The 23,457-nt window shown below is 51.5% G+C and carries 23 protein-coding genes; all 23 read right to left on the reverse strand.

Annotation, left to right across the window (positions count from 1 at the left end; translation table 11 throughout):
• Positions 1–270: 270 nt before the first annotated feature.
• Positions 271–915 carry a NapC/NirT family cytochrome c gene (locus PJE062_RS24440; RefSeq protein ID WP_008552814.1) on the reverse strand — a complete coding sequence of 215 codons (645 nt, stop codon included), beginning with the start codon at positions 913–915 and terminating at the stop codon, positions 271–273.
• A 27-nt stretch (positions 916–942) separates the two neighbouring features.
• Positions 943–1,386, reverse strand: coding sequence for a nitrate reductase cytochrome c-type subunit (locus tag PJE062_RS24445; RefSeq protein WP_208608778.1), 444 nt, complete (start codon positions 1,384–1,386; stop codon positions 943–945).
• A complete protein-coding gene (napH, locus tag PJE062_RS24450; RefSeq protein ID WP_008552879.1) occupies positions 1,383–2,312 on the reverse strand; it encodes a quinol dehydrogenase ferredoxin subunit NapH in 930 nt (309 codons plus the stop codon). Before napH ends, PJE062_RS24445 begins: the two co-directional genes overlap by 4 nt.
• Positions 2,312–3,109, reverse strand: coding sequence for a ferredoxin-type protein NapG (gene napG / locus PJE062_RS24455; RefSeq protein ID WP_008552862.1), 798 nt, complete (start codon positions 3,107–3,109; stop codon positions 2,312–2,314). The genes napH and napG overlap by 1 nt, the downstream gene beginning before the upstream one ends.
• Before the next feature lie 32 nt (positions 3,110–3,141).
• The gene (napA, locus tag PJE062_RS24460) at positions 3,142–5,631 is read right to left on the reverse strand and encodes a nitrate reductase catalytic subunit NapA (protein ID WP_008552812.1); all 2,490 of its coding nucleotides are present in this window, start codon (positions 5,629–5,631) and stop codon (positions 3,142–3,144) included.
• Positions 5,632–5,644: 13 nt separating this feature from the next.
• Positions 5,645–5,905 carry a chaperone NapD gene (locus tag PJE062_RS24465; RefSeq protein ID WP_008552901.1) on the reverse strand — a complete coding sequence of 87 codons (261 nt, stop codon included), beginning with the start codon at positions 5,903–5,905 and terminating at the stop codon, positions 5,645–5,647.
• Complete coding sequence (gene napF / locus PJE062_RS27120) at positions 5,902–6,408, reverse strand: ferredoxin-type protein NapF (RefSeq protein WP_050773980.1); 507 nt, start codon at positions 6,406–6,408, stop codon at positions 5,902–5,904. The genes PJE062_RS24465 and napF overlap by 4 nt, the downstream gene beginning before the upstream one ends.
• Before the next feature lie 460 nt (positions 6,409–6,868).
• Positions 6,869–8,068 (reverse strand): carbohydrate porin, encoded by a 1,200-nt coding sequence (locus PJE062_RS24475; RefSeq protein ID WP_008552921.1) that lies wholly within the window; start codon positions 8,066–8,068, stop codon positions 6,869–6,871.
• Between the two features lie 279 nt (positions 8,069–8,347).
• A complete protein-coding gene (locus tag PJE062_RS24480; protein WP_008552875.1) occupies positions 8,348–8,596 on the reverse strand; it encodes a hypothetical protein in 249 nt (82 codons plus the stop codon).
• Positions 8,593–8,784 carry a hypothetical protein gene (locus PJE062_RS24485; RefSeq protein WP_037038177.1) on the reverse strand — a complete coding sequence of 64 codons (192 nt, stop codon included), beginning with the start codon at positions 8,782–8,784 and terminating at the stop codon, positions 8,593–8,595. The genes PJE062_RS24480 and PJE062_RS24485 overlap by 4 nt, the downstream gene beginning before the upstream one ends.
• Positions 8,785–8,787: 3 nt before the next feature.
• Positions 8,788–10,731 carry a nitric oxide reductase activation protein NorD gene (locus PJE062_RS24490; protein WP_193384378.1) on the reverse strand — a complete coding sequence of 648 codons (1,944 nt, stop codon included), beginning with the start codon at positions 10,729–10,731 and terminating at the stop codon, positions 8,788–8,790.
• Positions 10,732–10,736: 5 nt separating this feature from the next.
• Entirely contained in the window at positions 10,737–11,534 is a 798-nt protein-coding gene (locus PJE062_RS24495) for a CbbQ/NirQ/NorQ/GpvN family protein (RefSeq protein ID WP_008552880.1), read from the reverse strand.
• On the reverse strand, positions 11,534–12,919 hold the full coding sequence (locus PJE062_RS24500; RefSeq protein ID WP_008552859.1) for a cbb3-type cytochrome c oxidase subunit I: 1,386 nt from the start codon (positions 12,917–12,919) through the stop codon (positions 11,534–11,536). Before PJE062_RS24500 ends, PJE062_RS24495 begins: the two co-directional genes overlap by 1 nt.
• Before the next feature lie 11 nt (positions 12,920–12,930).
• Positions 12,931–13,383: a cytochrome c gene (locus PJE062_RS24505; protein WP_037038179.1), complete on the reverse strand. Its 453-nt coding sequence runs from the start codon at positions 13,381–13,383 to the stop codon at positions 12,931–12,933.
• 189 nt (positions 13,384–13,572) lie between these two features.
• Complete coding sequence (locus PJE062_RS24510; RefSeq protein ID WP_008552895.1) at positions 13,573–14,289, reverse strand: Crp/Fnr family transcriptional regulator; 717 nt, start codon at positions 14,287–14,289, stop codon at positions 13,573–13,575.
• Between the two features lie 151 nt (positions 14,290–14,440).
• Complete coding sequence (locus PJE062_RS24515) at positions 14,441–14,797, reverse strand: DUF2834 domain-containing protein (protein ID WP_008552913.1); 357 nt, start codon at positions 14,795–14,797, stop codon at positions 14,441–14,443.
• Between the two features lie 124 nt (positions 14,798–14,921).
• On the reverse strand, positions 14,922–15,752 hold the full coding sequence (locus PJE062_RS24520; protein WP_008552918.1) for an ABC transporter ATP-binding protein: 831 nt from the start codon (positions 15,750–15,752) through the stop codon (positions 14,922–14,924).
• On the reverse strand, positions 15,739–16,599 hold the full coding sequence (locus tag PJE062_RS24525; RefSeq protein WP_008552904.1) for an ABC transporter ATP-binding protein: 861 nt from the start codon (positions 16,597–16,599) through the stop codon (positions 15,739–15,741). The genes PJE062_RS24520 and PJE062_RS24525 overlap by 14 nt, the downstream gene beginning before the upstream one ends.
• Before the next feature lie 11 nt (positions 16,600–16,610).
• Positions 16,611–17,552, reverse strand: coding sequence for an ABC transporter permease (locus PJE062_RS24530; protein WP_008552852.1), 942 nt, complete (start codon positions 17,550–17,552; stop codon positions 16,611–16,613).
• The gene (locus PJE062_RS24535) at positions 17,549–18,616 is read right to left on the reverse strand and encodes an ABC transporter permease (RefSeq protein WP_008552824.1); all 1,068 of its coding nucleotides are present in this window, start codon (positions 18,614–18,616) and stop codon (positions 17,549–17,551) included. The genes PJE062_RS24530 and PJE062_RS24535 overlap by 4 nt, the downstream gene beginning before the upstream one ends.
• A gap of 16 nt (positions 18,617–18,632) precedes the next feature.
• Positions 18,633–20,246: an ABC transporter substrate-binding protein gene (locus PJE062_RS24540; protein ID WP_008552865.1), complete on the reverse strand. Its 1,614-nt coding sequence runs from the start codon at positions 20,244–20,246 to the stop codon at positions 18,633–18,635.
• Between the two features lie 398 nt (positions 20,247–20,644).
• Positions 20,645–21,772, reverse strand: a complete 1,128-nt coding sequence (locus PJE062_RS24545) for an ABC transporter ATP-binding protein (RefSeq protein ID WP_008552857.1) — start codon at positions 21,770–21,772, stop codon at positions 20,645–20,647.
• A 15-nt stretch (positions 21,773–21,787) separates the two neighbouring features.
• On the reverse strand, positions 21,788–23,452 hold the full coding sequence (locus PJE062_RS24550; protein WP_008552834.1) for an alpha-glucosidase family protein: 1,665 nt from the start codon (positions 23,450–23,452) through the stop codon (positions 21,788–21,790).
• Positions 23,453–23,457 lie beyond the last annotated feature (5 nt).

Below are 23,457 nucleotides of genomic sequence, written 5' to 3' on the forward strand. Positions count from 1 at the left end.
TCAATGTAAAAATGACCATTCAAAAATAAATATGAATATAATACTCATATTTGTGTCATTTTGATCACAACCAATATAACTGCTCCCTTCCTTATTTGACTTGGATCAAGCAAACTCATTAATGCTGCGCTCTCTTCCTGCATTTCTGCAGCCACTCACAAAAGCTGATTCGCTCTTCGTACTGCGCTTGAGACAAAGAAAACCCACCTTCAAAGTTGCTTGAAGGTGGGTTCTGCCAATTGTCTTGTCTGACGTCAGCAAATGCGATGTTTAGTCGTAAACAGCTGAAACCTTCTCTTTGTAAGCTTCCAGAGCGTTTGCTGGCAGGCTGTGTGCGATGCCCTGGTGACAATCGATACAAGTCTTGCCTTCTTTGAATGCATCAGAGTGAGCTGCGGATGCACGGCCTTCCTGAAGAACAAAGTCCATAGAGTCGAACTCATGACAGTTCCGGCATTCGCGGCTGTCTGTCTTCTTCATTGCTGTCCAAACGTTGGTTGCTAGCTCAAGACGTTTCTCTTCAAACTTCGCAGGGGTATCAATGGAACCCAAAGCTTTATGATAAAGCTCTCTGGTTGCCTGCACCTTCCGAACCACCTTATGCACCCACTCTTTAGGCACATGGCAGTCTGGACAGGTTGCCCGTACGCCTGAAGCATTGTTGTAGTGCGCTGTCTCAGTGTATTCCGCGTAGACGTTTGCCTCCATCTCATGGCAGCCAATGCAGAACTCTTCTGTATTGGTCATTTCCATAGACCAGTTGAAGCTACCCCAAAAAGCCACACCAACAACGACACCAATCAGCAACAGAGCACCTGCAGAAATCGTCGCAGCAGGATGTCTCAGAAAACGCCAGATCCGTTTGATCAGGCCAGGCCCCTGATCTTTATTGGGAATTGCGCCTTGATTGCTCATATTTAGTTCCTCCAGTCAGAGTGCCATCTAGCGTTTGCTTGACGGAGTAAATTCATTCTCCACGAGCGGCTCAGCTTCGACCTGAGGAACATGGCATTGCGTGCAGAACCAGCGTGTACCAGCAACCTGATCCAGCTGACGCCCTTCACGGTCCGCATAGTGTGTCATGGAAAGGGTTGGTGCTTTTTTCTCACCTGCATTTGCCCAGTCATGGCAAGTCAGGCACTGGTTCACCTTCAGGTCCACCTGATAGGCTTCAGTCTTGTGCGGCACCAACGGTGGCTGCTGACGAAACTCGCGGTTCACCCGGGTGTTTTGAGGACGAGCGATCGGTTCTACGAACACGGGCTCATCGACCTGTACACCCCGCAAGGACTTTACCCCCTCGGCATGTGCGTTCAAGGCAGCAAAGCCGGTAAGGTTCAAAACCGCCATAATGGTGATAGCCTTCCAAGGCACTCCCGTTTTCATTTGTGACCTCCCATAGCTTTGGTCGCGACCGGATCGCGGGGGCCCGGTTCGATTGAAGTAGGTTGAATAAGTTGAGTATCGAAACGATGGGTGAAACTGAAAACGTCCAGATCGCATACGTCGATACAGCGACCACAAGACGTACAGTCCCGATGTTGAATGAGCGGGGTATCATCCCCTTTGCCTCGCAGAGCCGGCGAGATCACATGGTTCTCAGGACAAACCTCAAAGCAGTCCATGCAGTCATCACAAGCTTCGCGGTTCTTGGCAGAGATCCGCAGCAAGCTCTTGGTGTTGAGCAGTCCATACACCGCACCCATAGGGCACAGATGTCCGCACCAGCCATGCCGGGAGACGAAAGTGTCAAACAGGAACACCATCAAAACCGCAGCCCAGGCGAAGCCCATGCCAAACACCAGCCCACGGTGTAGCAAGGTGACTGGATTGACCAGCTCATAAGCCAGAGAACCAGATCCGGCAGCGATAAGCAGCGTCATCGCCAGAACCCAGTAGCGGGTGTGCTTCTTCGGTTGCCACCCCTTTTTCAGATCAAGCTTGCGATGCAACCAGTTTGCACTGTCAGTCACCACATTCATGGGACAAACCCATGAGCAGTAAAGCCGGCCACCAAACACGGCGTAGGAAACAACCACAATGGCCAGACCAATCAAACCGGTCAGCTCAGGCCAGTGTCCCGTCACCATTGTCTGCAACAGCAAAAACGGATCTGACAGCGGAAGGATGTTCAGCGTCATGCTGGACGTCAGCGTTCCTTTGACAATCCAGATCCCGGCCCAGGGACCAGCAAGGAAAAGAGCCAGAACCAGCAACTGAGTGCTTCGTCTAAGCAGCAGAAAGCGGTTACGCAGAACCCAACTCCGCTTCTTTTCCTTAAGGCTTTGGGCGTCTAATGCATGTGTAGTCATCACTGCCCCTTCCCTGGCTGGAACACGGGCTTGAAGGCACCTGCATCCGGCACACGATCCGGCAGATCGATCACACCTGGCACCAACGCATTTCCTGCCTTGGCTTTTTCCTCCCAACCAAGCCTGTAGTGCTCAGCACTCTCAGCTCTGGCGATACGGCGAGGAAGAACCTTGATCGCAGACTCTGGCAGAACACACGCCTTCTCACATTTACCGCAGCCTGTGCAGGCATCTGCATAGACAGTTGGCGAGAAGACAGCATGGCTGCCCGTTCGCGTGTTTGGCGTCATCTCAAGTTTGATCGCTTCATCAATCAGCGGACAAACCCGATAGCAAACGTCACAACGCAAACCGAGGAAGTTGAGGCAGTTCTCCTGATCGATCAGGACAGCCACACCCATATCAGCATCATCAATGTCGGTGAGAGAATGATCCAATGCCCCTGTTGGACAGGCAGCAACACAAGGAATGTCCTCACACATCTCACAAGGCACATCGCGAGCTGTAAAGTATGGCGTTCCGGTTGCCGGGCCGGTTTCACCAAGCTCAGCGAGTTTCAAAGTGTCATAAGGGCAGTCACGAACACACAGTCCGCACCGCACACATGCACTCAAAAACTCCTCTTCAGAAAGAGCTCCGGGCGGTCTGATGGCGTCGGCAGGCAAAGCCTTGGCCTGCGCCTGATAGACCGTCAGGAACGTCGCAGCAACAGCACAGCCACACGCCGTGCGGGCTGCGTCGCCAAGAAACTGACGACGCTTTGCACTGCTGAGGCCTGTCTTTTTGAGATCAGACATGGTTCTTATCCATTGCTGCTCAGAGGGTTGCTCTAAGCGCTTTCGACTTTACAAGCGCACTTCTTGAAATCCGTCTCTTTGGAAATCGGACAAGTGGCATCAAGGGTGAGTTTGTTGGTCAGCTGACTTGCATCGAAGAAAGCCATGTAGACCAAGCCCTTAGGCACCTTGTTACGACCACGGGTTTCAACGCGTGTCTGCACTTCACCACGACGGGTTGATACAGTGACTTCTTGCCCTCTGCGCAGACCACGCTCACGTGCATCTTGCGGATGCATGAACACGACACCGGCAGGGAATGCTCTGTGCAGCTCAGGAACACGACGTGTCATAGAACCTGTGTGCCAATGCTCAAGAACACGACCGGTGCACAGCCAGAGATCAAAGTCTTTGTCAGGCATTTCTGCAGGCGGCTCGTAAGGAGCAAAGATGATGTTCGCACGACCATCTGGCTTACCGTAGAAGCGGACGCCCTCTCCTTTTGGAACATAAGGATCGTAGCCTTCACGGAAGCGATAGAGTGTTTCCTTGCCATCAACCACAGGCCAACGCAGACCGCGAGCCTTGTGATAGGTGTCAAAGTCAGCCAGATCGTGCGCATGACCGCGACCGAACTGAGCATACTCTTCAAACAGACCCTTCTGTACGTAGAAGCCAAAGTCTTCAGACTCGTGGTTGTTGAAACCTTCTTTCACTTCAGAGACTGGGAACTTGTCGACCACACCATTGGCGAAAAGAACTTCAAACAGTGTCTTACCGCGTAGTTCAGGCTTCTTGGCAAGCAGCTCTTCAGTCCAGACTTCTTCTGTCTTGAAGTATTTGGAGAACTCCATAACCTGCCAGACATCTGACATAGCTTCACCCGGAGCTTTCACCTGCTGACGCCAGAACTGAGTACGGCGTTCTGCGTTGCCGTAAGCACCTTCTTTTTCTGCCCACATAGCGGTTGGCAGAATAAGATCAGCAGCCATTGCAGTAACGGTTGGATACGGATCAGACACCACGATAAAGTTGTCTGGGTTCCGATAACCCGGCCAGCCTTCCTCGTTCATATTTGGAGCAGCTTGCAGGTTGTTGGTGCACTGAACCCAATAGGCATTCAGCTTGCCATCTTTAAGCATCCGGTGATGCAGAACAGCGTGGTAACCAGGCTTACCAGGGATCGTACCTTCAGGAATGCCCCAAGCTTTTTCACAGATCTCGCGGTGCTTAGGATTCTTAACCACCATGTCCGCAGGCAGACGGTGCGCAAAGGTACCAACCTCACGAGCAGTACCACAAGCAGATGGCTGACCAGTCAGAGAGAACGGACCATTACCTGGCTCAGAGATCTTACCTGTCAGCAGGTGCACATTATAGCAAAGGCTGTTGACCCATGTACCACGTGAGTGCTGATTGAAGCCCATAGTCCAGAGAGACATAACCTTCCGGTTTGGATCAGCATATGCCTGTGCCAGTTTCAGAAGTTTCTCTGCAGGTACACCGGACATTTCCTCTGCATACTCAAGCGTATACTTGGAAACGAGCTTCTTATACTCTTCAAAGTCGATCTTGGAGATCTTGCCGGAACCAGCATTCTCGGCATCTTTTTCACGTTCGTCAGTTGGACGCAGACCGTAGCCGATATCTGTAGCAGTCTTGGTGATGTTGACGTGCTTGTTCACGAAGTCCCAGTTCACCGCATCATTCTCAATGATGTAGTTCGCGATGAAGTTGAGGATCACCAGGTCGGTCTGTGGTGTGAACACCATACCGTTGTCAGCAAGTTCAAAGCTGCGATGCTCAAAGGTAGAAAGAACATGCACTTCACAGCCAGGCTTTGTCAGGCGTGTATCTGTCAGGCGTGACCAGAGGATTGGGTGCATCTCTGCCATGTTCGCGCCCCACAGCACGAATGTGTCAGCCAGCTCCAGATCATCGTAGCAGCCCATTGGCTCATCAATACCGAATGTGCGGATAAACGCAGCCACAGCAGACGCCATACAGTGGCGTGCATTTGGATCGATGTTGTTGGAACGCAGACCTGCCTTCATGAACTTAGAGGCTGCATAACCTTCCCAGATGGTCCACTGACCAGAGCCAAACATACCAACCGCAGACGGACCAGTCTTCTTGATCGCATCCTTGAATTTGCCGGACATAACGGTGAAGGCTTCATCCCAGGAAACAGGCTCAAACTCACCATTCTTGTCGTAAACGCCACCGGTCTTACGCAGCAGTGGTGTTCTCAGGCGATCCTGACCATACATGATCTTGGAGAGGAAATAGCCTTTGATGCAGTTCAGGCCGCGGTTCACAGGCGCATCAGGATCGCCCTGAGTTGCCACAACGCGATCATCCTTCACACCAACAAGGAGTGAACAGCCTGTACCGCAGAAGCGGCAGACAGCCTTATCCCAGCGGATGTCGGAGGCTTTTCCCTGAGCCTCGGCGGACTTTGGTAGAGCGATGCCAGCTGCAGAAGCAGTTGCTGCAACCGCTGCTGACTTAATTAAATCTCTGCGAGATGCCGTGATTGACATGGTTTGCCTCCCGTTAGGCCGCCTTCAAGTCAGGGTCGGTGTTTGGTTCGAATTGATGGTAAGTAAGTGCTGCAGAAACAACGCCCGGTGTCCGGTGGAGCTCGACCACTTGCTGATCAGCAAAGGTCTCATCCGTGTCTTCCACCGTGACGATGAGCTGCCTTGTTTCTTCATTGGTGATATGAACTTCCACGCCCGGAAGGGCTGTGATTGCTTCGGAAACCTCTTGGGTCTTGCCCGGCTCGCAGGTCACAAGAACGCCGCAAATGTTCATAGAACCTCCTCTTGGAGTTTAATTTCACGCATTTCGATGGATCCATTGGGACAGGCAACAAGGCAGGCACCGCAGCCGGTACAGGCTTCACTGTCCAAATCAGGAATTTGCTGGCCACCAAGGCCAAGATGAAACCGGATTGCCCTCATCTCACAAAAGTCTGCGCAGGCCCGGCACGCGATCTTTTGAAAAGAGAGGCAGTTGGAGCCGATGGTCGCTTTCATCGCCCAGGGAGCCTCATCAGTCTTGACCAACGCTCCCTCCTTGCAGGCGTCAACACATTCCTCACAAAACGTGCAGGATCCCATGCCGAAATCGACAACAGCCAATCTGCTCCGTTCAGAAATAAGAAGGATCTTTTCAGGGCACGCGGAAACACAATCGCCGCAACCGGTGCAAGCATCCGAAAATTTATCTATGATAATACTGTAGGGCGGGCACGGCTTATCCTCCGCATACTTGGATATACCAAGAAAACGCCGCCTCTCCATCTGCGTTTGCATGATAGAATCAACTTCTCAACTGAACTGAGAAAAATATATCAACGAGATTACTTTTGCATTTTGATTGCAATCAATTTGAAAGCTTGAGAAATACTAGTACAGAAAACTCAAGATTTAAAATTAACTTGAGTTTACATCTCACATTTCCGTGATGATTTAGCTTTCGTCCATATTTCAAATTACATCAAACCAAACTAATTTAGAGAATTCTGATGTAGAGTCAGTACGTTCCACTCAACAGGACAAAATCAGCGCTTGAATACCTTTGTTTTAAAGCTGAAATTTTGTACTGCTTCACTGCAGAGCACTCCCCCTCGCAGAACAGCTATCCGAGCCGCAAAAACTCTAAGTTTACAGTGGATTTCCGCGTATTTTTTCTTCCGTAAACCTACATGCTTTATGCAATTGATTTGCACTATCAGATACGGTCAAAACGCGCTCAAAATCAGAGGGAAACTACTTAGAAATCGACGGACATTTCGAGGCCGACAACCCACGCATCAGAGATGTTTGTCTGCCCATTTGGGTTCACAACGTATTGGCCATCCACCGTCGTATAGAACCACTGATTAAACTGAAAACGATGGTTCAGTTCGAAAACGAGTTCGAAGGTCTGACCGGGCAGATCCTCGCTATAGATGCCTAAGTAAAATGCACCTGCCGTGATGTCGTTATCACGGCTGTCAAACAGCCCTTTGTAATAAGCACCACCGCTCACACCATAAGGGAAACTATTGATGCTTTGGCGCGGGGCCAACGTGAAAACACCCCAGATGTTAAGTCCCTGATCTTCTTGCTCTTCATAAACCATTTGGTTGGCGATGAAGTAGAGCCCCCAGTTCCCCTCAATGATGTCATTTGGATCCACAAAACTGGTGTAATCGCTGGTATCATAGTACCCGCCAATCATGTAACGCCCGGGTAGATATGGACCATTGCTTTCCTGCCCAACAAGCAGCCCACCTTCAGCAATAGCCAGCACACCATCTTCGGGATTGAACTTGAAGTTCAGCCCTTGCGTATCATTGTCTTGAGCATTCACATCAGCATTATAAGCGGCAACCGAAAGATACAGGAACTCCTCCGGCTTAACCGTTCCTCGCACACCCCATTGGCTGAAGGGCGGCGTCGTAAAAGATGGTACGTTTTCAAGCAGCTGAGCCGGGTTACCGTTAACCGCCGTGTTCACATAAAGCGGGAATGCTTCACTGAAGGCAAAGTCGGTACCAGCCGACAATCTGCCGAGCGCAATCTCAATCCGATCATTGGCCAATGTCTGCAGAAAGTTCATCTGCGAAATGCCAAACACATCACCAATGAAGATTTGCGCCACATCGAAGAAGTTATTGATGTCTTCGCCGGAGAGATCACGCCCGAGACCTTGGTACAAGCCCAAGCTGAAACTGGTTCCGTTCAATCCCAGCAATGTCTCAAGATCAAAGTCGACACTGGCATCAAGCGCCCCTGCATAAGCCAAAGATTGCCGCTCGCCACCAACCGGGTTTGCCATGATGTCATGCGTATAATTCAGCTCTGGATCAATGCCCATATTATTGAGCTTGGTGCGATATCCGCCCCAGTCTCCAGTCGCGGTTTCCCAGCTGTTCCAGTCCAAAGGCCAGCGGCCTGATTGAGCAAAGGCCTCTCCCCCAAAACCCACGCAAAACCCAAAGCATGCTGCCGTCAGCCAGCAACACAATCTCAGTTCCTGCAAAAATATACGGGCAGAAAACGCTCGCAACTGCTGCCTCTCTCGATCAGAAGTCTAGGCCAGAAGGAACGCAAAACAACTCCAGCAAATCAGCACTATGCTGGCACAATAATCAGCAGTCCTGAATTGACAGAATTGTCAATCAGATCAACGCAGTGACCACTTCTCACAAAAAAAGCGCGACCTGAAGAGGCCGCGCTGAGATTCAACCTTCACTGAACTGTTCGATCAGTCCAGCAATCCGTCCGATTTATCCATCAGGTATCGGATATGCTTCGCGAAGGGATATGCAAATGGATAGCCGAACACAACACCTCCAGCCATCGCGAGATAGGGCGACATAACTGGCAACCCAACCCATGAGAAGATCAGCGACAAAAAGAAGAGGTTGATGCCAACCGCTCCAATACCCAACGGGTAAAGATAGAGCGCCAGCCTTCTTACGCTGATGCGATTGCGGAGTTCGTCTTCAGTCATCTGCCTTTAACGACCCTGTGAACGACATAAAGTGAAACAACAAGCATAACTGTTGCCAGCAAAAACCAGAGTTCAGCGGTCGCACTTTGCGGCTGAGGCACAGGGCGCTGATACCCGGAAACCGCCGACATTGCGGACAAAGGCAGTAGACCCGCCATAAAGCCCATAACCATATAGAAAAGCTTCATAATCTAATACTCCCTTGTCAGGCTTCTGTAGATATCAGGTAGCGCGCGAGTAAGACGCTCCGGATTTGGGAACAATGTGTAACCACCCTTGCCGAAGATCCGGGCAAACCAGTCCTGCCCATCCTCATCAACAATCACACCATGAACCGCCATGCCTTGGCGACGCGCTTCACGAACAGCCATGTGGCTGTCTTCAATGCCGTGAATGCCCTCATAGTGATCCAGGTCGTTTGGCTTTCCATCTGTTAGTACAAGCAAAAGCTTCCGCTGTGTTTGCTGCAAGGCAAGCTGCGCGGTTGTATGCCGGATCGCAGCACCCAGACGGGTGTAATAACAAGGCTTGAGACCACCAATCTTCGCGATCACCTCATCAGTCATCGGCTCATCGAAGCCTTTGGCTTTGTTCATGAAAACGCGGTCTCGTTTCAAGGATGAGAAGCCCCAGACGCCAAGATGATCACCACTTGCATCGATACCGCCAGACAGTGCAGCCAAAGCAGCACCAGCAATTTCGATTACGCTGGAATCGCCAACCGCACTCTCTGTGGAGCGGGATGTATCAAGCAACATCGCAACGGAAAGATCACGCTCAACCGCGCGGGCATCCTGGAAGATCCGATCGGACGCATACCCGGATGCCTTCAGATCCACTTGCGCTGTAACCAACGCATCCAGATCCAGCTCAGAACCTTCCGCCTGACGCATCTGCATAATCCGCTTCGGACGCAAAGCTTCAAACTGGCGTTTCACCTGCCGGATACGGCGTCTGTGATAGGCATCTGTCAGCAGCACGCTTTCGTAATCAGGCTCGGCGTCTTTCTCAAGAACGCGGCAGTGATCCTCTAGGAACTTGCGCTGACGATGATCCCATTCAGGATAAGTGTATTTGTCGGAAAGGCGCTCGTGGTCCGCATCTTCCGGAGACAAATCTAGATGCAAACGCAAACGCGTCGCGGCTTTCCGCTGATTTTTGGAAAGGCTGATGTAGTCCTGATCATCAGCTGCTTTCTGCGCATTTTCCTCTTCGTCATCGTCAGTACTACGATTGAGGTTCATGCTTTCTACCCAGGAGAGGATCGCCTCAAACCGGTGCAGAATAAAACTGTCTTTTCGATCCGCCTGCTCACGCTTCTCGCGCTTCGCTTTGCGTTTCGATGTCGCGTTGGCACCTTGCGGTGTTGGCGGAGCTTGCTCATCTGAGCGCTCTTCTCCCCGTTCACCGTTGACCAACTCACTGGAAACCCAGATCGGCACAGGCGCAAAGGTGCAATATCCACGTGGAGCCTGCAGCTTCCAACGCTCATCAACACATTCCATCGCCTTGCGAATAGTTGCACTTGTGCTGGTCACCGCACGCGGTCCACCAAGCAATTCCAGAACAATAGCTTCAACCGCAGCTTCCCATTCAGGAAGACTTGGACGCTTACGAGTTTGCAACAAAAACTCGCAGGATTCACGGAAGAACTTCTGCAGGCCGCTGCACTTTTCCCAAACACGCTCAATAGCTTGCTTGGCCAAAGCCAACGCCTGAACATCCGCCTGCAAAGGATCTTCCGGCATTTTCTGAACATCACAGTTGGCCGCAAAAGCAGCAAGCCAGATGTAATGCGCGCGATTCATCTCCGCACTTGGGAAAACACCAAGAACCGGCGGAAGTCTTAAACGCTCACCATCAAACTCGGAGAGAAAAATAGTCTCAGCCGCGTTACCCAGTTTGCGTTTGACGGGCATACGGTAGGTTGAAGCGGTCGCCGGAGCTTGACTGATCTCGACTTTCGCTTCACCACCTAACCCGCGAAACACCACTTGCACGGAGGTACGAAGCTTAGCCAGCTCGACCTCCATATCTTCGTAGTGCACTGGAGCACCCAGGCTTGAAGCATAATCATGCCACAGATTACCTACGGCTTCTTCAGGCTCTAAAAACTCCAGTATTTGCTCTTTCATCAGGCTCACCCGTAAACAACTGCGATCAAATCACGAAGCGCAACCTGAACATCAGGTTCATCACTCAGCGGTTCAACAACAGAGTATTGCAGTGCTTTGTCGACTGGCATACCACCAGCAATCAGGGATGCTGCATAGATCAGCAAGCGGGTTGAGACACCCTCTTCCAGATCCAGGCTGGAAAGACCACGGATATGGCCGGCAAGACGAACCAGGTTCTTGGTACGCTCAACATCAAGTCCGCTTTCTTTAGCAACAACCTGAATTTCAGTTTCCGCATCAGGGAAATCGAAGGTGGTTGAGAGGAAGCGCTGCCGTGTGGAAGGCTTCATCTGCTTCAGAACGTTCTGATAGCCGGGGTTATAGCTGGCAACGAGCATAAAGTTCGGAGGAGCTTGCAGCTCTTCGCCAGTTCTCTCAATGATGAGACGACGACGGTTATCGGTCAGCGGGTGCAGAACAACCGCAACGTCTTTCCGTGCTTCGATCACTTCATCAAGATAGCAGATCGCACCTTCACGAACAGCGCGGGTCAGCGGGCCATCAACCCACTCAGTCACGCCGCCTTTAAGCAGGTAACGACCAATCAGGTCTGCTGCGGAAAGATCATCGTGGCAAGCCACGGTGTAGATCGGGCGACCCAGCTTCGCGGCCATGTGTTCCACGAAGCGGGTTTTGCCGCAGCCCGTCGGCCCCTTCAAAAGAAGGGGCAGACCTTTGTTAAAAGCCGTTTCAAATAATGCACATTCATCGGCGATTGGCTGATAATAGGGCACATCAAAAACGTGGTTCTGTACAGTCATTAACGACCACCTTCCAGAACTGCTTGGGCTTCAGGGTTGCTTCCGGTTACTGGTTTGGAACCAGATGTCTCGGTGAACAGTTCCTTCCGTGGTACGAGCACGGAGTAGATGAACAGGATTGCACCGAGTACAACAGCTGCACCAGCACCGAAGCGCATGATGTAGAACACTGTCAGCTGATCCTGAACGGTCATGAAGTCTTCACCAACAACACGCTGCATGTGTGTCTGGATGGTACCAGCAAATGTCAGCACGAAGGTCATGAAGGACATACCACCGGTCATGAGCCAGAAGCTGCCCATATTGATAACCTGGTTGTATGGGTTACGACCCTTCAGCATTGGCATTGCGTAGGTGAATACTGCAAGGTTCAGAGCAACGTATGCGCCGAAGAAGGCAAGGTGACCATGCGCTGCAGTGATCTGAGTACCGTGTGAGTAGAAGTTCACACCGTGCAGAGTATGCAGGAAGCCCCATACGCCAGCGCCGAAGAACGCGACAGTTGCGGAACCGAGAGACCACAGCAGAGCTGCTTTGTTTGGATGGTTCTTACGACCCTTCCAGACCATGACGAAGGAGAAGGTCATCATCAGGAAGAATGGAATAACTTCCAGAGTTGAGAAGATGGAACCAATCCACTGCCAGTAGCCAGGCAAGCCAATCCAGTAGTAGTGGTGGCCTGTACCAAGAATACCGGAGAACAGAGCGGTTGCTACGATGATGTAGAGCCATTTCTCGATAACTTCGCGGTCAACACCGGTGAGCTTCAGCATCAGGAAGCCGAGGATGGAAGCCATCACGAGTTCCCAGGTACCTTCCACCCAAAGGTGAACAACATACCACCAGTACATTTTGTCCAGGCTGAGGTTTGCAGGGTTGTAGAATGCAAACAGCCACAGCAGGGAAAGAGCCCACAGACCGATCACCAGGATGTTGGTGATTGCAGTCTTACGACCTTTCAGCACAGTCATGGAGATGTTGAACAGGAAGATCAGTGCAGCAACAAGAATGCCGACTTTAACCCAGAGCGGCTGCTCAAGGAACTCACGACCTTCGTGAATGCCGAAGATATAGCTGACAACAGCACCCAGAGTACCAACAACCAGAATAAGCAACTGGATGTAAGCGAGCTTTACGGAATGGATTTCCCGCTCACTCTCTTCAGGAATGATGAAGTAAGCCGCACCGAAGAAGCCGAGCAGAAGCCAGACGACCAGCGCGTTGGTGTGCAACATGCGAACGATGTTGAACGGCAGCAACTCCGAAAGGAAGTTAGGTGAAACGTAAATCCAGCCGCCGATCAAACCGACGAGAACCTGGATTGCAAATAGTCCAAGCGCAGCTACGAAGTAAGCATACGCAACTTTTTGAGAACTGTATTTCATAATACCACCCCTTAACCAGCGTCGTTCGGTGGCCAGTCTTGCGTGTTGGTCTTGTCAGCCCAACGCAAGAATTCTGAGAGGCCGCGGACTTCTTCTTCTGTCAGCTTGAAGTATGGCATCTGACGACGCCCTTCGATGCCGCTAGGTTGAGATTCCATCCATGAGCCAAGAGTTTCAGCAGCATCATCTGGATCATCCAGAACACCCCAACGTGTCATCACGTTGCCGACTTCTGGTGCAAAGTAAGCACCTTCACCATGCAGTGTGTGACAGTTGATGCAGGAATGCTTTTCCCAAACGTGCTTACCAAGGACGACTTCGTCCGTAAGCGGAGCCTTAGCAGTCGATTCATTCACGACGTAAAGGTGGCTGTCGATTGAGAGCACGGCAAATATGCCTATGAAGAATAAGGATCCCCCATAAAAAATATTTCGTGCCCGCGATTTTGTAAGGAATTCTGACATCTACGGAATCCTATCGTGGTTACGGTCCCGAAGATGATAAAATTGACGCCAGTGGCGAAGTTTGTGCTAGAACAACCTATTCGGTAATTACCGGATATGTAAGAAATAATTCAAATAAAACAATGAGATACAAAATCGAGAATACTGGTACTTATGCCTAGTACCACACGCATGAGTACCCTGCCCTACTTAGGAGTCGCCCATAGGGTCCAAATCAGCCAGAGTCTTCAGCTTGCCGAGGTCTGTCACAACAACCTTTTTACGACCGCTGGTCACAATTCCCTGCTTCTCCCAAGCACTTAGCAAACGACTCACGGTGTAGAGAGTTGTGCCTGTCATCTCGGAGATATTCTGGCGGGTAAGCGGAAAATCGATTTCCATGCCCTCTTCCGTGTCACGATGGCTTTGAATAGCCAGACGCAGAAGCGCACGAGCAACACGCTGCTCAACCTGCTGGGTCGCCAGCTCCAGAATGTGGTTGTTAGCCTCTGAGATGCGCTCACCGACGGTTTTGTAGGTCTCCGTGGCAAAGCCATCATACTTCGCAACAAACGTCTGCCAGAGGTTTGTAGGCCAGAACAGCACAAGGCAATCATCAATCGCGACAGCACTTGCCGGATAAGTCGTGCGCCCGATTGCAGGCGCGATGCCCATCAGCTCGCCGCTGACGATGTGGCGTGCAATCACCTGATCACCAGCTGCGGTGGTGCGAATAACCCGCACATGGCCATCGAGAAGCAGAAAGAACCGCTCTGCTGGCTCATGTTCTTCAAAGATAGCTTGACCCGCACTGAAACGCTTTGGCGTTGCTGCGTCCAAAATCTCTCTAATATCAACGCGTTCCAGTTTGCGGAACGGAGGAATATGCGAAATAAGATTTTCGTCAAGACTTCTCAAAGAAGACACCGTAGATAAATTAGAAAACACCCAAGCTAATCTGCGAGTGTTTCAGCTCGTGTACTCGTAGGATTAAGCGGCTTGTTTATAGCAGAAAACATTAAGAAATTCACAGTGAACTCATTGGCGTAGTCTATTTTCTGCACATGAGTTCCAACTATCATATACGCGCTACGTTTTTTCCGCTAACCGCACCCGTTTTCGATGTTTTTTCAACGTGTAATTCCCGCAGCAGCAAGAACAATGGCAGGCCGAGTGACACACCAACGGTGAACACGGAAAGAATCGGTAGCCAAAGAAACTTCATTCCAAGTCGTTGCCCTTCGGCAAAGATGAAGCCGGTCAAAACCACAGCAGAAACCACAACATCCAGCCAGGCAAATGCAGAAATCTCACCTGAAAAGGCCTCCGTTAAAAGCCGTGGCAAATCCGGGCCATTTTCAAGCAGCCATGGCATAAATGCCCAGTAGGGCAGCAGAAATCCCAAAATACAAAGAAGGCCATAAAAATATTTCATCTGCGGCTCCGCAGCTCATAATCCCAAAAGCAATGACGCGATCCTAGTAAAGTTCTTGGCCCAAAACAACAAAAGCCCCACCAAGATGGCAGGGCTTTCGTAAATCGTCTAACTCATTGGCAAATCAGCTGTCTCCAAAGAACTCAGCGTCATATCCCATGGAGGCCTTTAGCAGTTCCTGCGTGTAGGCAGTCTCCGGTTTGGATTGGCGCATAGCCTCAACATCCATCACCTCAACCACTTCGCCATGCTGCATAACCGCGATCTCATCACACATATGAGCCACCACAGCCAGATCGTGCGTCACCATCACGTAGGTGAGGTTATGCTCTTTGCGTAGATCTGCGAACAGGTTCAGGATCTCCGCCTGCACGGACACATCCAACGCTGAGGTTGGTTCATCCAACAACAAGATCTCCGGCTCCAGCATCAAAGCTCGTGCAACCGCCACACGTTGCCGCTGACCACCAGAAAGCTGATGCGGATAACGGAAGCGGAAATCAGCGCCCAGCCCCACGTCATCCAACGCACGAAGCACACGACCATCAATATCGTCAAACCCGTGTAATTTCAGCGGTTCTGACAAAACTCGATCAACCGTATGGCGTGGATGCAGCGATGCGTAAGGATCTTGAAAGACCATCTGAATCTTACGCGCAAAGGCCTTGTCGCGCTTATGAGAGACAGGGGCTCCATCAATATCGATCTCACCGTCCCAGCTCTCAACCAGTCCGCACACAGCGCGCAGAACAGTTGATTTACCTGAGCCAGATTCACCAACAATACCGAAGCTGCCACCCTGCTGAACCTTGAGGCTCACATTCTTGACAGCCTGAAAGCGATCCGGACCATCACCGAAGTAAACATTGAGATTCTTGATTTCGAGACGCGCATCATTCGTTGCTTCCGCAACCCATGGCTTACGTTCCATCACAGCACTATCAGACCCTTGCATCGACACTGGCCTCCTGCTTCCAACTGTCCTGACGCTGCAGCGCTTCAAGACGTCCCTTAGGCTCCTCAATGCGCGGCAAAGCGTTCAGCAACCCGCGAGTATAAGGATGTGTGGCTTTGTGCAGCTCACTGGCCTTACAGGTCTCAACAATACGGCCTGCATACATGATGATGATGCGGTCACAGAAAGACGAGACAAGGTTCAGGTCGTGACTGATAAAGATCAGCCCCATACCACGTTCCTGTACCAGCTTGTCCATAATCGCCAGCACCTTCATCTGAACGGTCACGTCCAATGCAGAAGTCGGCTCATCAGCAATCAGCAGTTTGGGATCGGTGATCAGCATCATCGCGATCATCACACGCTGGCCCATACCGCCTGAAAGCTCATGTGGGTAGCTGTCAAACACACGCTCAGGATTACGGATCTGCACCGCTTCCAGCATCTCCAATGCGCCCTGACAAGCTTCGCGGCGAGACGCCTTGGTGTGAAGGCGCAAAGCTTCACAGATCTGCTTACCAACAGTGTGAACCGGGTTCAGCGAGAACTTCGGGTCCTGCATCACCATGGAAATCTGGTGCCCACGGATCTTGCGCATCTGTTTTTCAGAATAGTCCAGCAGATTCTCACCGTTGAACAGGATGGACTTGGCTTCCATCTGCCCCGGAGCACGGATCAACCGAAGGATACTGCGGCCAGTCATAGACTTACCAGAACCACTCTCACCCACGATTCCAACGCGCTCACGCCCGACGGAGAACGATATCCCCCGCACAGCATCAACGGTACCATTGCGGGTTGGGAAGCGAACCCAAAGGTCCTCAACGCTTAAAAGCGTATCACTCATGGTCCTCTCCCTCAGCTCTGGCTTTTCTTCGGATCAAGAATATCGCGCAGACCATCACCCAGCAGGTTGAAGCCCAAAGACACGATAAAGATCGCCATACCTGGCATGGCGGCAACCCACCACTGGTCCAGAACAAACTTACGGCCAGCAGAGATCATCGCGCCCCACTCTGGCTCTGGCGGCTGAGCACCAAGACCAAGGAAGCCAAGACCAGCAGCGGTCAGAATGATACCAGCCATGTCCAGCGTCACACGCACGATGATGGAGGACAAACACAGCGGCCACACATGGCCCACGATGATGTGCATGACACCCGCACCCTGCAAACGCACAGCACTGATGTAATCTGCATTACGAATGGTCAGAGTTTCAGCACGTGCAATACGCGCGTAAGGAGGCCAGGCTGTCAGGCTGATCGCGATAATGGCACTCTCAATACCTGCACCAATCGCAGCAACAAACGCCAGCGCCAAAACAAGGCGCGGGAAGGCAAGGAAGATGTCCACCAAGCGCATCAGCACCTGATCAACCCAACCACCCAGATAACCAGCCACTGTACCAATCAGCAAACCGAAGACCGGTGCGGTGAAGGCAACAATGCCGACAATCAAGAGAGTGATACGGGAGCCATAAACAAGCCGGCTGTAAATGTCGCGACCCAGCTCATCAGTACCCAGCAAATACCCATCTGTCCCCGGTGACAGCAGGCGTTTACTCAAGTCCTGCGCATTCGGTTCAGCGGTCGCCAGCAGCGGCGCAAAGACAGCCATCAACACCAGACCAAGAATGATCAGGAAGCCAAGGAAAGCCAGCTTGTTTTCGTAGAGTTTCAACCATCCAAGATACAGCTGAACCGCACGGGCATGCCCACGAGATTCAGGCGCATCCGAAGTTAACCATGCCTTCAAACCAGTCTTCTCAGGCACATTTGATTTTACAGGTGCTGTTGTCATCGTGCCCTCGGATCCACCACTTTGTACATAAAGTCAGAGAAGAGGTTGAGACCCACAAAGATCGCACCAACCACAACCGTTCCACCCAGAACCGCGTTCATATCCGCAGAAAGCAGAGCGTTGGTGATGTAGTTGCCCAGCCCCGGCCAGGAGAAGATGATCTCAGTCAGCACAGACCCTTCCAGCAGGTTCGCGTAGGAAAGCGCAATAACGGTAATCAGCGGTATCATCACGTTCGGCAAAGCATGACGCCAGATCACAGCAGTCTCAGAAACACCCTTCACGCGCGCAGTTGTAATGTACTCCTGAGAGAACTGCTCAAGCATGAAAGACCGAGTCATGCGTGAAATGTAGGCGATGGAATAATAGCCAAGAATGCTGGCAGGCAGGATGATGTGGCTCACCGCATTCCAGAAGATCTCGATCTCACCGGCAAGCAGGCTATCAATCAGGATCATCCCTGAAACGACAGGAACAATATCTTCATAGTAGATATCAATACGGCCTGGGCCACCAACCCAACCAAGAATGCCGTAGAAAATCAGCAGGCCCATCAGACCGAACCAGAAGATCGGCATGGAGTAGCCAAACAATCCAACAAGGCGGATCAGCTGGTCAGGCCACCGGCCTTCATTCACAGCTGCAATCACACCCATCGGCACACCTAGGCCCACACCGGCAATCGTCGCCAGGGTTGCAAGCTCAAGGGTTGCCGGGAATACACGGGCAACATCTTCAACTACGGGCCGCGCTGTCAGCGTCGACATCCCGAAGTCACCCATAGCCACCTGTTTCAGGAACAGCCAGAACTGCACAATCAGTGGCTGGTCGAGACCCATGGCCTTGTAGGCTGCCTCATAAATTTCTTGGGAAGCACGCTCACCGACAACCGCAAGAACCGGATCGACGGGCATAACGCGCGCAATGATAAAGGTTACGAAAAGCAGCCCCACCATGGTGAGGGTGATGGAGAAAAGGCCAGCGATCAAACCTTTCAAAATTTTGTAGAGCGGCGAGGAAGTCCCTCGCCGCGCCACAGTCGCTGTAGAGTCAGCGATGCTCATTTTGTATCAGCCAATCTTATTTTTTAACAGGCCAGTAGAATACGCTTGTGATCGCGCCACCCGGATTGAAGCCAGATACGTTTGCACGCATGGAGTTCTGTTCGATTTTCTGGAACATAACTGCAAATGGAGCTTCTTTCTGGAAGGTCTTCTGAGCTTCAACGTACATGCGAGCACGCTTCTCACGGTCACTTTCCTGCACAGCCAGATCAGTCAGAACAGTCAGGTCTTTTGCTGGATAAGCGTTACGCCATGCCAGTTTACCTGTCAGTTTTGCTTCATCGCGGTTGTCAGGGTTGTTCGCGAAGGTGTCAGCGTTTGTGTGTGGATCTGGATAGTCCGGACCCCATGCACCTACGTAGATCTGGAAGTCACGAGCACGGTAACGACCGAGGATCTGCTTACCAGTACCGGTAGAGATCTTCGCGTTGATGCCAGCCTGACCGAAGGTGTTCTGCAAGCTCTGAGCAATTTCGAGACGCTCTGTTGCATTACGAACGATGAACTCAACGTCGAAGCCATCAGCATAACCAGCTTCATCCAGCAGAGCTTTCGCTTTTTCAACGTTCAGGGAGTAAGGAGTGTCTTTTAACTCACCCATGTAGGTCTGTGGCAGGAACGCCTGCTGAATGGTGTACTGACCTTTCAGGAAGGATCCGGTCATACCTTTATAGTCAACCAGGTACTTCAGAGCTTCCGCAACCTTCGGATGGGACAGAGCCTTATCTTTCTGGTTGAAGGAGATGTACATCAGACGACCGCGAAGAGTGTCCTCAACCTTGAGGTCTTCGTTGGTGGAGATGGATGCAATGTCTTCTGGAGACAGGTGACGAGCAATATCAACGTCGCCTTTTTCCAGCATCAGACGCTGAGAAGCAGATTCCATCACGTGACGCACAATAACGCGCTTCATCGCAACTTCACCGCGCCAGTAACCTGGAACAGCTGTCAGAGAGTAAGACTCATTTGGCTTCCAGTTCTGCAGCTTGAATGCGCCAGAACCAGCAGAGTTGGTTTTCAGCCAGCCGTTACCCCAGTCACCATCGACTTCGTTGGACTTAACCAGCTCGGAGTCAACGATGGAAGCGATTGCAGCGGTGAAGCAGTTCAGCACGAAAGAAGGAGCGTACTTCTTGTCAGTGGTGATCTGGAAGGTGTTCGCATCAACAGCCTTGATGGTGTCATTCATATTCTCAGCGGTGAAACCGAACTGAGTAAGAATGAATGAAGGCGTCTTTTTCAGAGCAACTGCACGGCGGATACTGAACTCAGCGTCCTTTGCAGTTACAGGGTTGCCGGAATGGAACTTGATGCCTTCACGCATTTTGAAGGTAAAGGTCTTGCCATCCTCGGAGATCTCCCAGCTCTCAGCCAGACCTGGGCCATAACCTTTAGAAAGGTCGGATGGATCCAGCATAACCAGCTTGTCGTAGATGTTGTTCGCCATGTCTGTGCCGGAGAACTCAAACATCTCTTGCGGGTCAAGAGAGATGAGGTCGTCGATACGGCCAGCAATGATGAGCATGTTAGGTGGTGTTGCAGCACCTACCTCAGTGATGATAGCGCCGGAAATTGGCATCGCCACGCTTGCAGCAAGCGCGAGCGAGAGAAGACTACGCTTAAATTGCATTTAAAAATGCTCCCCTATTTATAAAAGGCCTTCGCATCGTTGGACTGGCAAAGGCAAAAAGAATTGTAATCGCGCATAAGTGCAATCACTGATTAAATTCTTTCATTTTTTAGGAAAGGGAACAAGTACCCTTGGTTGAGCTCAGCCAAAGAATACCATGCAGGAGCTCAATCTTCGCTTGATCCTGAAAGACTAACCTTGCGGTTTCTGCCAGTAATCCAACCTCCCCTAACGGAGTAGTCAATTGGTATGATCAGACCTGATTCAGCCTAAAAAAATCAGCTATTTAATCGTTTTAAGGATGCGTTGGCGACTCCCCAAACGACAAGTGCCGCACACAAGGTGCGGCACTGGAACAAAATGCCAAATTGGACTGAGCCTGTGAGAAATTTTATTTATCAAACACTCTCAAGAGTTGCGGCCTTTTCTTGCTGACCTAACGTCCCCAATTTGGAAATCGCGAATCCGTCACCACCAAACACGTGCGCATGGCCGCATTCCAGCTTCACCTGACAGCTCTCGCCAGCCTTCGCCTGCGCATCACCCTTGCCCTGAACAGTCACCAGAGAACCATCCGTCAGGCGCACATGCAGAAAGTGGCTTTCACCAAGCTCTTCGATGACTTCCACCTTGCCAGCCAGCTCACCTTCGCCGCCGCTCACCATATGCTCAGGACGAATGCCGAATTCCACCTTATCGCCAACAGCAACAGAGGACGGGTCAACAGCAACCTTCACCGGTGCGGAGCCAACAACAGACAGCTCAACACCATCTTCAGCAACACCTGTCACCTGAGCCTCAATGAAATTCATCTTTGGCGATCCAATGAAGCCAGCCACGAACTTGTTGCGTGGACGGTGATACAGCTCAAGCGGGCTACCAACCTGCTCAATACGGCCCGCATTCAGCACCACAATCCGGTCAGCAAGCGTCATTGCTTCCACCTGATCGTGGGTCACGTACACCATGGTGGCATCCATGTCCTGATGCAGCTTGGCAATCTCGATACGCATCTGCACACGCAGCGCCGCATCAAGGTTGGACAGCGGCTCATCAAACAGGAAGACCTTCGGATTACGAACAATCGCACGGCCAATCGCCACACGCTGACGCTGACCACCAGAGAGCTGCTTCGGCTTACGTTCCAGCAACGGAGTCAGCTCAAGAATTCGAGCCGCCTCCATCACCTTCTCTTTGATGTCCTCTTTAGAGTGCTTGGAGAGCTCAAGGCCAAACGCCATGTTCTCATAAACACTCATGTGCGGATAAAGAGCATAGCTCTGGAACACCATGGCAATCTTGCGTTCCTTAGGAGTGCGCTGGTTCACCAGGTCTCCATCAATGAACATGTCACCATCAGTGATATCTTCAAGCCCGGCGATCAGGCGCAGCAAAGTCGACTTACCGCAGCCGGAAGGTCCGACAAACACGATCAGTTCACGATCTTTGATCTGCAAATCAACGCCGTGGATGATGCGGGTTGACCCGAAGTCCTTGACGATACCCTTAAGTGTTACATCTGCCATGGTGTTGCCCTCAGCTTAGTTCTTTGAGATTTGCAAGTAAGCCACTTGCCATGCAGGCAGGTTGAGTGCCTCGCCGTCCATTTCCGCACTAAATCCATGCCCCTCCAGCAACGTAGCAGAGCTGTAAGCTCCCAGAGCAACACGCATATCATCATTTGTCAGGTTGAAGATGCACAGAACTTTCTCTCCATCATGCTCACGCTCAAACGCCAGCACATCTTCACCCAGATCAACAAAGTCCAGAGAGCCCTTCTGCAGAACCTTCTGGTCCTTGCGCCAATGCAGGTACTTCGCAGTCCGGCGCATTGGAGAAGCCTCATCGCCCACCTGAGCTTCAGCACTGTGATCCAGATGATCCTGCGCCATTGGCAGCCAAGGCTTGCCAGTGGTGAAACCACCATCCTTGGACCAGGCAATGGGCGTACGACAACCATCACGCCCCTTATACTCAGGCCAGAACTCAATGCCATACGGATCCTGAAGATCTTCAAAAGCAACATCAGCCTCTTTGAAGCCAAGCTCCTCACCCTGATAGATGCAAGGGCTACCACGCAGTGAAGCACTCAGAGCCAGCAGAGCCGGTGTTGCCACCTGAGGATCAACACCCTCTGGCAACCGAGAACCCATACGCTTCACATCGTGGTTGGACATCGCCCAGCTAGGCCAGCCCTCAGTCACGATGTTCTGCAGATTGGTCACACGCTCACGCACGTACTTCGCGGTTGGCGTATTGGAAAGCAGATCGAAGCTGTAAGCCATGTGCAGACGACCATCACCTGAGGTGTACTGCTTCATGATCTCGCTGGCTTCGTGCCCCGCACCGATCTCACCAACTGTGGTGGTGTTCGGGAACTCATTCATCACCTCACGCAGACGCTCAAGGAACTTCAGGTTCTCAGGCTGAGACTTATCGAACTTGTGATCCTGGAACGCATAAGGGTTCACGCCGGTCACATCCGCAAGGCTATCTGGATCCGGATAAGGAGGGTTGTCACGCAGTTGCTTGTCGTGAACGTAGAAGTTCACAGTATCAAGACGGAACCCGTCAACACCCAGCTTCAGCCAGAAGCGCGCTGCATCCAGAACAGCCTGCTGCACTTCTTCGCAATGGAAGTTTAGGTCCGGCTGGGAGCGCAGGAAGTTGTGCAGGTAGTACTGACAACGACGGCTATCCCACTGCCAAGCAGAACCACCAAAGATGGACAACCAGTTGTTTGGCGGAGACCCATCAGCCTTCGGATCAGCCCACACATACCAGTCAGACTTGCTGTTGGTCTTATTGCTCCGGCTTTCAACAAACCACTCATGCTGATCAGAGGTGTGCGAGATCACCAGATCGATCAGCACACGAATGCCCTTGCCATGCGCTTTGGCAATCAGCTCTTTAAAGTCGTCCAGAGAGCCGAACATTGGATCAACGTCTTCATAATCAGAAACGTCATAGCCAAAATCATCCATCGGCGACTTCATGAAAGGCGAAATCCAGATCGCAGCGGCACCAAGATCAGAGATGTAATCCAGCTTCTCGGTAATTCCTGGAAGGTCACCAATGCCATCACCGTTGCTATCAGCGAAGGAGCGCGGATAGATTTGATAAATGACTGCGCCCCGCCACCAATCCGGATCGTTCGCCAGAACTCGATGGCTTGTGTTTTCGTTTATTGGGGTAGAGAGGTTCATTCCAG

It is taken from the genome of Pseudovibrio sp. JE062, from assembly GCF_000156235.1.
Classification (GTDB): Bacteria; Pseudomonadota; Alphaproteobacteria; order Rhizobiales; family Stappiaceae; genus Pseudovibrio.

Bases quoted from the DNA above. Each gene is read 5' to 3' on its own strand.
- PJE062_RS24440 (WP_008552814.1), bottom strand. From the start codon at position 915: ATGAGCAATCAAGGCGCAATTCCCAATAAAGATCAGGGGCCTGGCCTG.
- PJE062_RS24445 (WP_208608778.1), bottom strand. From the start codon at position 1,386: ATGAAAACGGGAGTGCCTTGGAAGGCTATCACCATTATGGCGGTTTTG.
- napH (WP_008552879.1), bottom strand. From the start codon at position 2,312: ATGACTACACATGCATTAGACGCCCAAAGCCTTAAGGAAAAGAAGCGG.
- napG (WP_008552862.1), bottom strand. From the start codon at position 3,109: ATGTCTGATCTCAAAAAGACAGGCCTCAGCAGTGCAAAGCGTCGTCAG.
- napA (WP_008552812.1), bottom strand. From the start codon at position 5,631: ATGTCAATCACGGCATCTCGCAGAGATTTAATTAAGTCAGCAGCGGTT.
- PJE062_RS24465 (WP_008552901.1), bottom strand. From the start codon at position 5,905: ATGAACATTTGCGGCGTTCTTGTGACCTGCGAGCCGGGCAAGACCCAA.
- napF (WP_050773980.1), bottom strand. From the start codon at position 6,408: ATGCAAACGCAGATGGAGAGGCGGCGTTTTCTTGGTATATCCAAGTAT.
- PJE062_RS24480 (WP_008552875.1), bottom strand. From the start codon at position 8,596: ATGACTGAAGACGAACTCCGCAATCGCATCAGCGTAAGAAGGCTGGCG.
- PJE062_RS24485 (WP_037038177.1), bottom strand. From the start codon at position 8,784: ATGAAGCTTTTCTATATGGTTATGGGCTTTATGGCGGGTCTACTGCCT.
- PJE062_RS24490 (WP_193384378.1), bottom strand. From the start codon at position 10,731: ATGAAAGAGCAAATACTGGAGTTTTTAGAGCCTGAAGAAGCCGTAGGT.
- PJE062_RS24495 (WP_008552880.1), bottom strand. From the start codon at position 11,534: ATGACTGTACAGAACCACGTTTTTGATGTGCCCTATTATCAGCCAATC.
- PJE062_RS24500 (WP_008552859.1), bottom strand. From the start codon at position 12,919: ATGAAATACAGTTCTCAAAAAGTTGCGTATGCTTACTTCGTAGCTGCG.
- PJE062_RS24505 (WP_037038179.1), bottom strand. From the start codon at position 13,383: ATGTCAGAATTCCTTACAAAATCGCGGGCACGAAATATTTTTTATGGG.
- PJE062_RS24515 (WP_008552913.1), bottom strand. From the start codon at position 14,797: ATGAAATATTTTTATGGCCTTCTTTGTATTTTGGGATTTCTGCTGCCC.
- PJE062_RS24520 (WP_008552918.1), bottom strand. From the start codon at position 15,752: ATGCAAGGGTCTGATAGTGCTGTGATGGAACGTAAGCCATGGGTTGCG.
- PJE062_RS24525 (WP_008552904.1), bottom strand. From the start codon at position 16,599: ATGAGTGATACGCTTTTAAGCGTTGAGGACCTTTGGGTTCGCTTCCCA.
- PJE062_RS24530 (WP_008552852.1), bottom strand. From the start codon at position 17,552: ATGACAACAGCACCTGTAAAATCAAATGTGCCTGAGAAGACTGGTTTG.
- PJE062_RS24535 (WP_008552824.1), bottom strand. From the start codon at position 18,616: ATGAGCATCGCTGACTCTACAGCGACTGTGGCGCGGCGAGGGACTTCC.
- PJE062_RS24540 (WP_008552865.1), bottom strand. From the start codon at position 20,246: ATGCAATTTAAGCGTAGTCTTCTCTCGCTCGCGCTTGCTGCAAGCGTG.
- PJE062_RS24545 (WP_008552857.1), bottom strand. From the start codon at position 21,772: ATGGCAGATGTAACACTTAAGGGTATCGTCAAGGACTTCGGGTCAACC.
- PJE062_RS24550 (WP_008552834.1), bottom strand. From the start codon at position 23,452: ATGAACCTCTCTACCCCAATAAACGAAAACACAAGCCATCGAGTTCTG.